The organism is Verrucomicrobiia bacterium, from assembly GCA_035574275.1.
Classification (GTDB): Bacteria; Zixibacteria; MSB-5A5; order DSPP01; family DSPP01; genus DSPP01.
Genome location: DATLYY010000036.1, coordinates 22,748 through 34,381, shown reverse-complemented (window position 1 = coordinate 34,381; position 11,634 = coordinate 22,748). Strand labels below are relative to the sequence as shown.

At 55.6% G+C, this 11,634-nt stretch carries 5 protein-coding genes; 1 reads left to right on the top strand and 4 read right to left on the bottom strand.

Translation table 11 applies throughout. The features are described 5' to 3' along the window. The first annotated feature begins 856 nt into the window (after positions 1 to 856). Positions 857 to 2,416, top strand: coding sequence for an SBBP repeat-containing protein (locus VNL73_05720; GenBank protein HXF48907.1), 1,560 nt, complete (start codon positions 857 to 859; stop codon positions 2,414 to 2,416). Between the two features lie 114 nt (positions 2,417 to 2,530). Here the strand turns inward: VNL73_05720 and lon are convergent, their stop codons facing one another. The 4 genes from lon to VNL73_05700 all read right to left on the bottom strand — a co-directional run bounded on the left by lon (position 2,531) and on the right by VNL73_05700 (position 11,536). Then, a complete protein-coding gene (gene lon, locus VNL73_05715; protein HXF48906.1) occupies positions 2,531 to 4,987 on the bottom strand; it encodes an endopeptidase La in 2,457 nt (818 codons plus the stop codon). A 13-nt stretch (positions 4,988 to 5,000) separates the two neighbouring features. Then, positions 5,001 to 5,447, bottom strand: a complete 447-nt coding sequence (locus tag VNL73_05710) for an Hsp20/alpha crystallin family protein (protein ID HXF48905.1) — start codon at positions 5,445 to 5,447, stop codon at positions 5,001 to 5,003. 117 nt (positions 5,448 to 5,564) lie between these two features. After that, on the bottom strand, positions 5,565 to 9,860 hold the full coding sequence (locus VNL73_05705; protein ID HXF48904.1) for an HYR domain-containing protein: 4,296 nt from the start codon (positions 9,858 to 9,860) through the stop codon (positions 5,565 to 5,567). 638 nt (positions 9,861 to 10,498) lie between these two features. Next, the gene (locus tag VNL73_05700) at positions 10,499 to 11,536 is read right to left on the bottom strand and encodes a trypsin-like peptidase domain-containing protein (GenBank protein ID HXF48903.1); all 1,038 of its coding nucleotides are present in this window, start codon (positions 11,534 to 11,536) and stop codon (positions 10,499 to 10,501) included. Positions 11,537 to 11,634: the final 98 nt, after the last annotated feature.

Sequence of the window (11,634 nt, the reverse complement as noted above, 5' to 3'; positions counted from 1 at the left end):
GAGGGGGAACAGGGAAAGTCAGGTCATTGCAGGAGAGGGAGGGGCAGGCCGTTGGGGCTGCCCCTACGCCTTTCCTTTTTTTGTTTCTTTTCTTTTACGTGCTCGGGTTTTAAAACAGCCGTGAAAGTGGAGACGGGACATTTTATATGATAGGTCCTCTCCATGCGGCCGTCTGTGTAGTTGTTCTGTCCGCGCGCGACGGACTCCGCGCGGGCGCAGGTCTGGTCTAATCCGCCCAACCCTTTCAAGGAGAAGCGGGGGTTTGGCCACAAAAAAGCGGCTGTCCTTTCCCCCAGGCAATGGAGGAAATCAACCCCGAAAGGGTGGGGAATCCGTGTTCTTTGCCATACCGGCTCCCTTATCCTTTTGGGGTTCGGCCCGGACACGCCAGATGCGCCGAGCCGACCCGATGCACGACAGAGATTGGAGACTGGAGATTAGAGATTCGTCCCCACCTCACAACCCCTGTAAAAGAGGGATGGCGGTTTGGGGGTTGGCCTCAGCCGCGTCCCTCTACTAAAGGCCCGCCCTGCGAAATTCACTCTGAAGTTGTAGTGAATTTGCTGATGAGAAAAGCGGGCACAATATATTGTACCCCTACAAATGCAACCTCCCCTTAATCCCCTCCTTCGTAAGGAGGGGACAAAACGAAAGGGCACGTAGCAACGTGCCCCTACGGGCGAACACAAGGTTCGCCTCTACAGATAAGGCAGAGATTAGAGACTGGAGATTAGAGATTCGTACACCCCGCACCGCCCGGGCGAGGAGACCTCGCCCCTACAAAAACGAGAAGGCAGGGGGACAGAAAAATGGGTGGGTGATTTAGGGGGGTGGTTTTGCCGATAATTTGAAAGAGATGCGCCGCTTTGCAAAGAAAATTTCAGTCGCCTTATTTTTCGGCATTTTGGCATTTCCTCTTTCCGCTTTTTGCCAAGTCGATACCGCCTGGGTGCGGCGTTACAATGGACCCGCGGGTAAAGAAGAACAGGCTAAAGGGTTGGTAGTTGACGATAGCGGCAATATATATGTTACCGGTTTCAGTTTTGGTCTGGGAAATAATAGCGACCTTGACTTTGCCACAATAAAATATGACCGACATGGCAATGAAGTTTGGATTCGGCGACATAGCAGTTCGATTAATAGCGGGACGGATTCACCGGAAGCTCTTGTATTAGACAAAAGGGGTAATGTATATGTTACCGGGATAAGTTATAACGACTACTTCACTATAAAATATGATTCTCAGGGAAGTCAGCTTTGGACGGCTCGTTACAACGGCCCCGGCAATGGTGAAGACTGGGCCACCGACGTTTGTGTCGATGAAGAAGGCTTTGTTTATGTCACAGGGCTTAGTGTAGGAGCAGGCACCGACCGCGATTACGCAACTGTTAAATACGATTCAAACGGCAATCAGCTTTGGGTTGTACGCTATGACAACCCCCAGCACAACGGTGATCACGGTCACCTGATTGCTGTTGATAAAAATGGCAATGCGTATGTGAGCGGCCATACAAATTGGACGAACCTTTCTGGGGGAGTGCAATGGGTCACGATTAAATACGACTCAATGGGCAACGAGCTCTGGTTGAGGGATACCATTAGGTGGCAAACGAGTTATTCTAATGGCCCGACCGATCTTAAACTGGACTCTCAGGGAAATGTTTACGTCTGTGGCGGAATGGAAGACAGTGTTACTAAAATAGATTACACTATAATTAAATATGACGGGCAGGGTAAGCTACTTTGGTCAGCGCGCTTTAACGGGCCTGCAAACGATGATGATTGGGCTGTTGCAATTGACTTTGACAAAGAGGGTAATGTACTTGTAACCGGCTTCAGCCGTGGAATTGGAACAGATGGAGACATCACCACATTCAAGTACGATTCACTGGGCAATGAGCTTTGGGTGCAACATTTCAATGGGCCGGGAAACGGCTACGATGCAGGATATGGGTTAAGGGTTGATAGTGCTGGTAATGTTTATGTTGCCGGTACGAGTGTAGGAAACGGCACTAACCGAGATTACATTTTGTTGAAATATGACACAAATGGAAATTTGCTTTGGGAGAAACGGTACAACAGCTCTCTCAACTCTGTTGATGAAGCCTGGGCAATTTCAATAGACCGAAGTGGAAATATAGTTGTCACGGGAAGAAGCATCGGAAGCTCTACACCCTATGATTACGACTTTGCTACTATAAAATATTCTCCCCTCCCCATCCTCAAAGGAGATTTGAATTTAGACGGGGTAATGACCTTGGCGGATGTGGTTTTGATGCTGAATTTTACGTTTAATGGAACGCCGTTCCCGGCGGCGCCTGCGGCCGGGGATTTGAACTGCAATGGAACGATTTCGCCGACGGATGTGGTGATTCTTTTGCAGATTTTCTTTCTTTCGGTTTCACCGCCCTGTTAGAATAACGGGCACAATGTATTGTGCCCCTACAAAAACAAAAACGGGCAGGCGCGGAGGCCGGCCCCTACAAGGGCTCCCGCGACTGAAGTCGCGGCTACCAAAATTATGAACTGTTTATTTTCCCTTGACCGCAACAGGAACGCGGGCGGAGGTGGTTTTTCCGTTTTTGCGGATGGTTTTGACGGTGATGCGGGGCTTTTTTTTGGAGTTCGATTTGGAAAAATCGATGGCCTCTTCCAGGGCCTCGTCGATGGTGGAAACGAAGACGAATTTTATGTCCTTTTTGATTTCCGCCGGCAGGTCGTCAAAATCCTTTTTGTTCTGCTCCGGCAAAACCACGGTTTTGATCCCCGCCCGGTGGGCCGCCAAACATTTTTCCTTCAGCCCGCCGATGGGGAGCACCAGCCCGCGCAAAGTGATTTCGCCGGTCATCGCCAGATACGGCTTGACCGGAAGCTCCGAAAAAAGGGAAGCCAGGGCGGTGACCATGGTGATGCCGGCGGAAGGGCCGTCTTTGGGAATGGCCCCTTCCGGGACGTGCAGATGGATATCGAAATGCTCGAAGAAATCTTCCGGAATGCCGTATTTTTTGGCCGAGGAGCGCAAATAGGAGAGGGCCGCTTGGGCCGATTCCCGCATCACGTCTCCCAAATTGCCGGTCAAAGTCAGATTTTTCTTGCCGCGCATTTTGGTCGCCTCGATAAACAGAATCTCCCCGCCGGAAGGGGTCCAGGCCAGACCGGGAACCACGCCCACTTGCGAACTGCGGGTGGAAAGCTCCGGATAGTAGCGGGCGGCACCCAGGAAATCGGAGAGGTTTTCGCCGGTGACGGTGATTTTCTTTTCTTCTTCCGAGGCCACTTTTTTGGCCGCCTTGCGGCAGAGGGTGGCCAAGTAGCGGTCCAGGTTGCGCAAGCCCGCCTCGCGGGTGTAGTCCCGGACGATTTTTTTCAGCGCCTCTTCCTTGATTTCCAACTGCTCGGCTTTCAGCCCGTGGTTTTCCAGCTCCCGCGGGATGAGAAATTTTTTGGCAATGGCGATTTTTTCCAAATCGGTGTAGCCGGGGAGCTCGATTACTTCCATCCGGTCGCGCAAAACGGCCGGGATGGGGTCCAAATAATTGGCGGTGGTGATGAAAAGCACCCGGGATAAATCGAAGGGAACATCCAGGTAATGGTCAGAGAAGGTATTGTTCTGCTCCGGGTCTAAAACCTCGAGCAGGGCGGAGGCCGGGTCGCCGCGGAAATCCTGCCCCACTTTGTCGATTTCATCCAGCATGAAAATCGGATTGTTGGCTTCCGAACGGCGCAATTCCTGAATGATGCGGCCGGGGAGCGCGCCGACGTAGGTGCGGCGGTGGCCGCGGATTTCCGCCTCGTCGTGCATGCCGCCGAGCGAAATGCGGGAAAATTTCCGCCCCATGGCGCGGGCGATGGAACGGCCGAGGGAGGTTTTCCCAACGCCGGGAGGGCCGACGAAGCAGAGGATGGGGCCCTTCAAGGTGTCTTTTAATTTCCGGACGGCCAGAAACTCCAGAATCCGATCTTTCACTTTTTCCAAGTCGAAATGGTCCTCGTCCAGAATTTTTTTGGCCTGCTTGATGTCCAGAACGTCTGTGGTCGATTTGCTCCAGGGAAGCGCCACCAGCCAGTCCAGATAGTTGCGCGAGACGATGTACTCCGCCGAGGCCGGGTTCATGCGGGAAAGCCGCTCCAGCTCTTTTTTGGCCGCCTCGAGCGCCAGGGGGGGCATTTGGGCCGCCTCGATTTTTTTGGCAAACTCCTCCTGCTCGGCGGTCCGCTCGTCCGATTCCCCCAGCTCCTTCTGGATGGCTTTCAATTGCTCGCGCAAAATGTATTCTTTTTGCGATTTTCCCATTTCGGAGGCGGCGTCGGTCTGGATTTTGCGGGAAAGTTCCAGAACCTCGGCCTCCTTGAGCAGGATTTTGTGCACTTTGAAAAGGCGCTGGCGGACGTCGAAGGTTTCCAGTACCTCCTGCTTTTGCGCCACGGGGAGATTCAAGGAATTGGCCACCAGGTCCGCCAGCTTTCCGGGGTCTTCCGTGTTCAGGGCGGAAATCTGCAGCTCCTCGGACAGATAGGGGGCCAGCCCGACGATTTTTTTGACGGAGTCGGTGATGTTCCGCACCAATGCCTCCACTTCAACTGTTTTTTCGAAGCGCTCGGCAACCTCCTCCACCTCGGCGGTGAAGTAGGGCTCGGTCTTTATGAATTTTTTCAGCCGGATGCGGGAGGACCCCTGCACCAAGAAGCGGACGGAGCCGTCCGGGAAGCGGAGCATTTTGATCACCTGCCCCAAGGTGCCGACCGTATAGATGCCTTCCGGGGCGACTGTTTCCTCCTCCTCGTTTTTCTGGGAAAATAACCCGATGGGGCGCCCGGCCATCACCGCCTCGTCGATCAGCCGGGCGTAGCGCTGGTCGGAAACCATTAAAGGGGTCAAAAAAGCGGGAAAGACCACCACCCCGCGGGTGGGAAGAATCGGCAGCTCCCCCAGCCCTTTTTTAATTTCCTCTTCCAGCTTCAACTCTTCTTTAGCCGTTTTTCCCACGGACTTTCCCCTCTTAAGCGATCGGTATCTTGGTGGTTTTTTCTTCCGGACCCACCCGGTGCAGACGGACGATCAGGATGCCGTCTTGATAGGAAGCCTTGACCGATTCCTTATCCACGGAGAAGGGGACGTGGATGTTTCGCTCAAACCGGCCGGCGATGATTTCCTTGTTCCGGCAGGCGATGGAGTCCTCAATTTTGGGGGTCTGCCGTTCTCCCCGGATGGTCAAAATCCCTTCCTTGAACAGAATGGAAAGCTTTTTCGGATCGATGCCGGCGATTTCGGTCAAGACCACGATTTCGTTTTTGGTCTCAAAAACATCCGTGGGGGGGCGCCAGATGTGGGTGTGGGTGAGCAGTGGGGAGCGGCGGAGCTTGTAGAAATGGTCGAAGATTAAATCCATCTCCTCCTGAATCTGCTTGATATCCTTTAAAAAATCCTTCTTTTCCTCTTCGGCCATAGATAATCTCTTACCCTATATTAACATCGGCCTTGTCCCAAGGCAAGTTGATTAAATTTTGACCAAAAAAAACCGGTCCCGCCTTCGGGCGGGACCGGGGTATTTTTTTGTTTCTTCCTATTTCTTCGGCGAAACGACCGGATTGGAATCCATTGGGAGCTCCTCGGTCTCGCCCGAGGCATCCACGCAAAGCTCCCCGCAGACCTCGCCGGAACCGCCGAAGATGCACGAAAGGCCGGCCACGACGTCCGACGGGGAAAACAGGCCGTCCCGGTTCAAATCGGCGGCGCAAACCGACTGGGTCGGCTGCATCCCGCCGAACACGATGTTCAACAGCGTAACCACATCCACCGGGGTGAAGGAGCCGTCGCCATTCAGGTCGCCGCGCATGAACTCACCCGCCTGGGCCAAAAGAGCGGCCAGGCTGGCCGGCTGCGGGCCTCCCGGACAGTTGATGTGGGTCAGTTCATTGGCAGACGCCAATTGCTGGGCCGTGGGCTCCGGCTGCCTGTCGACGATGGCGTTTTGAACCATCGTCAAAACCTGCGTGGTGGAATAGGTGTAGTTCACCGCGCAGGAACTCAACACGGCCGCCACGCCGTGGCGGGCGAGCTTTTGGTAGCCGCCGCCCCCCAGGTTGATGGCCTGTTGCAGCGAGAGGTTCGGGTTCAAACCGACCGCGCTCATTTGCGACTGGGTCAGCCCGAAGGTCATCCGGAAGAGGGATGCGGTCGTGGCGCTCCCGCCGTAGGGGGAACCCAGGCTGGCAATGGAGGCGGCCACGCACTGGGAGACCGGGTCGCCGGCCTGATCCCAGAGACGGGTGTGATTTTTCCAGAAGCCGGGGGTGCAGCCCTCGAACTGCGGTGTGCAGTTGAAGCTGATGTCGCAACTGGAATGACAGCCGAAGTTGTTGGTGGCATCCAGAAGGATGGTCACCGGGCCGGAAAGCCCCGCCGTGTAGGTGATGCACGAGGTCCCCTGCCCGCCGGTGATCACCCAGTCGTTGCCGGGAGAGCTGATTGTCCAGTTGTAGTTGGCAAACCCCGCGGGCCCGCAATAGATGTTGCCCGAAGAGCCGCAGACCGGCAGGGTTGACGGAGGGGCCAAAACGCAGGGGGTCGGGTTGGGCACCGAGATGCTCCGGGTGCAGGTGCTGATGCAGCCGTTGCCGTCCACGATGGTCAAAGTAAAGGTGCAGGTGCCGCCCACCGCCGGCGGAATCCAGGAAACGCACTGGCTGGTGCTGGAACCGTCGATGGTGCCGCAGTCCACCGACCAGCTGTAGGACGCCATGCCGTCCGGCCCGCAGAACAGGCTGACAAGCGGCACACCGGAACCGGCGCAAACGGGCGTTCCGAAACCGGGACCCTCATTAATACTGCAGGCCGGGGTCTCGTATACCGTCACCATGAAGCTGCAGTCGTCCGAATTTCCACAATCATCGGTTGCCACACAGGTGATGGTGGTGGTGCCGACCGGATAAGGAGCACCTAAGCCCTGCCCGTCGCTGCGGGTACAGGTCACAGGCACATCCCCGTCACAGTTATCCGTAGCAGTCGGCGGGTTGAAGCTAATCGGAGCACCCGCGCAAACCGCGATGTTATCCGGACAAGCCGTCAAAACCGGCGCCGTGACGTCCTGCACGTTGATGGTCTGCGAAGCCGTGGCCGAGTTGCCGCAGGCGTCCACAGCCGTCCAGGTGCGGGTCACGCTGTACTCCTGCGGACAGTTCCCCGGAGTGGTCACATCAACAAAGGTCAAGCCCGGGTTCGGGTCGCACAGATCGGCCGCCGATGGATTGGAGAAGACCGGAACCGCCGGACACTCCACCCGGTAACCGGCATCCACCCCCGAGATCGTCGGGGCCTGGGTGTCCTGCACAATTATTGTCTGTTTGCAGCTGTCGCTGTTACCCGAAGCATCCGTGATAATCCAAGTATTGATGAGCGTATACTCCTGCGGGCAATTGCCGGGAATCGAATCCTGCCGGAAGGCAATGATTGGATTGGGATCACAATTATCCTGCGGTGTGGGATCGGGAGGGGGAACCAACTGAACGCCACACTCCACGGTGAGCGGACCCGGATCCGGGCAGTTCACCAAAACCGGCCTTTCGTTATCCCGAACAGTCACTGTAAATGAACAAGAACTGGAGTTACCGCAGTCATCGGTGGCCGTGCAGGTAACGGTCGTGACCCCCACTGGAAAAGCCGTGCCGGAAGGCGGCACGCAAACCACCGAAGGAGTTGGGGCGCAGTTGTCCGTGGCGGTGGCGGTGAAATTCACAACCGCATCACAGGTGGCCGGGTCGTTATTCACATCAATATTGGCCGGGCAGGTGACGATCGGAGCCGTATTGTCGTTGACCGTGATAACCTGCTGGCAGGTGGCCACGTTTCCACAGGCGTCGGTGGCCGTCCAAGTCCGGGTAATAATATTGTTGCAGCTTGAACCCGGATTGGACTGGGTCTCATTAAATTGAACCTGAATTACTCCGTCGCAGTTGTCGGTCGCGGTCACCACGGCTGGTGCCGGAACGTCTGCATAGCACTGCAAAGAGGCATTCTGCGGACAGCCCGCCAGCACCGGCGGGGTATTATCGTCCACCGTTATAGTCTGGGTGCAGGTGGCAAAATTGCCGCAGGCATCGGTGGCTCTGTAGGTACGGGTGATAATCTTCGGACAGGAACCGGAGGCCACGTCCCCATCGTGGGTCACCGTGACGCCGCTGCAGTTATCCGACGCGGTAACTGAGCCGATATTTACCGGCGGCACGTCCGCCAGGCATTCCACCGTGACGGGGCCCGGGCAACTGATGGTCGGCTTGGTCGTGTCCACAACTTGAACGGTTTTTGAACAGAGGCTGCTGCACTGGTCGGCGTTTTTAATCTTCAAGGTCAAAGTATAAGGGGCGTTGCAGCTGGAACCGGCCAGAACCGAAACGCACTGGCTGGTGGTCGAGCTGCTGATAGTGCCGTTGCCGGAAATGGACCATTCGTACGAAGCCGCACCCGCCGGGCCGCAGTGGTTGTTGCTTGACTGCGGACAAACGGAATCGGCTCCGTCTATGCTGCAAATCGGCAAAGGAGAAATCGTGACTGTTTTGGTGCAGGTGCTGGAAGGGCCGTTGGACTGGGTCGCCGTTACGGTGACAGTATACGAACCAGAGGCGTCGGCCTGCACGTTGATGCACTGGCCGGTGGTGGAACCGACGATGGTACCGTTGCCGGTAATGCTCCAGCTATAGGTAACGCCCGTGCCGCCCGGCGCGCAGTATTGATTGGTGGAGCCGCCGCAAACGGGGCTGGGGCCAACAATGTCACAGGGGGGGGCCACCGCGTCCGCCTTGAGCGAGCGGTCTTGATTTCCAAGATTATTGAGATTCCAATCGATCAGGCGCATATGATAAGGAGAACCGCTGATGCCGCCCGCCGAACGGGGTGTGCCATCCGGTTCATAACCCCAGTCCAAACGGCTGCCGATATGCCCGCCCCAGGACAATACGGCGGTCAAACCGTCAGCGCGGAAATAGACGGTAATCTGTGTTTCGGACTGGGAAGCCGTTAAGCTTCCCTGGGTAGCGTACTTGATGCTGTCGATGGTGCCACCGTACAAAGTCATCAGCCGTTCACCGGCCGGAAGGTTGTTATAGCTGGTGGTCGGCTGTCCGGGCACCGGAGAACCGGCGGAACTGGGAGCCGGAATGGTAAAAGTCGAAACCGTGGCCGAAACGCCGGTGACACCGGCCAAGGGATTGAGCGGTTCGGGTGTCGTGTGAGTGGCGAAGGTATGCGGCTCCAGCCGGTTGAAATGAGTCAGATAATCCAAGGCATGCGCATCGCTGTGCTTGACGTCGTATCCTAATGTGAGCGCGATGGTCGTGCCGGTGGGCAAATCGGTCATCCGGCAGCGGTAGGGAATCGACATTCCTTCCACGTAGTGCGAGTTTTCCGCCCCGGCGTTGCCGTTCACCCAGTTGCCGCCGGTGGTGATCGGCGCATCGGCCGAACCGTTGCGGTATTGATCCAAATTGGCCGCCGGCGGGGCATCCGTAAACATCGTGCTGGCCGTCATGCCGGAGGATTGTCCGATGGCGGTCAATGTGAAGGTCTGTCCCAAATCATGCAGCTGAATGATGTATTGATTATTGTAAATATCGCCGGAGCCGCTGGCCACGGCGAAGAGCGTTTCGGCCGGATGAATAAACGGGGATTCGACGATTTCCAAAAGCACGGTTTCCCCCGCCTGCCAGCCGGAGCCGGTGATGATAACCGTATCCCCCGGATGATAATCCATCTTGTCGGTCGTTACGGTTGCCTGGCCGAAGGCGCCGGCCAGCCCGAAGGCAAACAGGATGGCCGTGGCAATCAGAATGGTTTTAAAAATGGAAATAGTTCGACACGAGGACATTGAAATACCCTCCCTTTTTTGGATGGTGGATGGTGCGTGGTTAAACTTGGTTAACAGTTCACTACAGTCGGAAATAGATGGATTTTCTTCTTGGTCATCGCGCGTCAGCACGTGCAAGCCCCCCTTTGAAGTAAAAAGACAGGTTTTATATAGGGCGGCACCTCTTGCACCGCCGCGAAAAAACTTTCCGCGATCAATTACTTTTATTCCCTCAATCTAACCGGGGCTCCGATTTCGGACCCGGCCCCTAAGATTTTGGCCTCTTAACTTTTAGAAACTTCCGGAAAAACTCACCCGAAAAGTTTTTACTAAAAGCTCCTCAACAAGCCTTCATTTTCAAACAAACCAAGAGCCGAATACAACTTGGCTTTCTCAGGTTAAGCAACAACAATGCCAATCTCCTTGCGCCCCAAAAAGTTAGCTTTGAAAAGGGACTGATTTTAAATCTAACACATTTTCAATCATAGTCTTATCTGGTTTGCAAAAGAATGCCGAGCAAAAAAACCGCTAATTAATTACCTTGCATACAATACCCTGTTTGTGCGCAAAAATATGCACTTAATCATTCCTCCTAAAATAAAAAAGTCGGCCCAAAATTGACCGACTCAACGTCAAGTATTGCGGATTTTGTTCGGTTTTCAGTTTTCTCTTCCCGCCCTCTGTTCCCTTGGAAAAACCGTCAGCCGGAGCAATTCATTTCTACGCACCAAAACCAGTTCACAACGTAGGCCAACCCGTTCATCCGTCAACAACCGGTGCAAATCGTCTATACCTGCCACCGGCTGGTTGGCAAAACCGATGATGACGTCCCCTTCGGAAAGGCCGGCGCGTTTAGCGGGGCTTCCTTGCTCAACCGAGGCGACCAAGACCCCTGTCTCGGCGGGCAGGTTGTGGAACCGGACCACCCGGCGGTGCAGGGAAACATTTTGTCCCGCCACGCCGATAAAACTGCGGCGCACCCGGCCTTCCTTGATGAGCCGCGCGGCCACAAACTTGGCCGTGTTGACGGCGATGGCAAAGCAGATTCCCTGCGCGGGCAATATGACCGCCGTATTAACCCCGATAACCTCTCCGCGCGAATTGACCAATGGCCCGCCGGAATTGCCCGGGTTCAGGGCGGCGTCGGTCTGGATGACGTTGTCAATCAAGCGGCCCGACTGGGAACGCAAAGACCGTCCGAGGGCCGAAACGACCCCGGCGGTGACCGTGCACTGGAAACCGTACGGGTTGCCGATGGCGACTGCCAGTTGCCCGACTTGGATGGCTTGCGAATCGCCGAACTCCGCCGGAATCAAATTGGGCGCATTAATGCGCACCACGGCCAAGTCGGTGTGGGGGTCGTCGCCGACCAACTGGGCCAAATACCGCTGCCCGTCGAAAAGCACGGCTTCGATTTGGTTGGCACCGTGCACCACGTGGCTGTTGGTCAGAATAAACCCGTCCGGCGTAAATACAAACCCGGAGCCGCTGCCGTTAACGGGACGCGGCCCCGTCCGGCCGTTTCCCTCTTGATGCACATGGATGTTGACGACGGACGGACTAACCTTTTCCGCCACGTCCATCACGGTTTGGGAGTAGGCGTCCAGAATCTCCCGGTCGGACAAACCGGGCGGTTTTCCGTTTTGCAAATCTTTTTCCGAAGTTTCACTGGAAACCAATTGTACGAACGGTGGCATTTCGGCTCCTCTCTTTTCAACCCCAAGTTTTAAACCCGCCGGTCCTCCCGCCGGTTCCCAACCGTGTTTTCAAGCACCTGCGCTTTCATTCAAAACAA